This window comes from Streptomyces sp. 8K308, assembly GCF_004348315.1.
In the GTDB taxonomy this organism is placed as follows: domain Bacteria; phylum Actinomycetota; class Actinomycetes; order Streptomycetales; family Streptomycetaceae; genus Streptomyces.
On the sequence record NZ_SMKC01000703.1, the window covers coordinates 1 to 328 of the forward strand.

A 328-nucleotide genomic window follows, 5' to 3' on the forward strand; every position below is an offset into this window, starting at 1 on the left:
CTCCGCCACCGGCTGCGGGCCCGGGCCGAGGACCGGAACCGGGCCGCCCGCGCGACCGAACTGCGCAACCTGCCCCTGCACCACACCACCCAGAACAAGGTCTGGCTCGAGATCGTCCAGATCGCCCAACCACGCGCGACCAGGCGTTTCGCCTTCGACCGCAGTGCCTCCACCCGCGCCGGCACCACGTCCATGCCGAACAAGACGGCCATCTCCTGCAGGTGGCCGATCCTTGACCGAGCCGGACACGCTCTGCGAGGGCCTGCAGGATGCGCTGGTAGTCCACCGACAGCACCGCCCAGGAAAGGCCCTCACGCCACACCGGCAC

At 70.4% G+C, this 328-nt stretch carries 1 pseudogene; it reads right to left on the bottom strand.

What is annotated here, in order from left to right:
- Nucleotides 1–125: 125 nt before the first annotated feature.
- Nucleotides 126–328: pseudogene (locus E1265_RS36710) on the bottom strand (hypothetical protein); the annotation flags it as partial.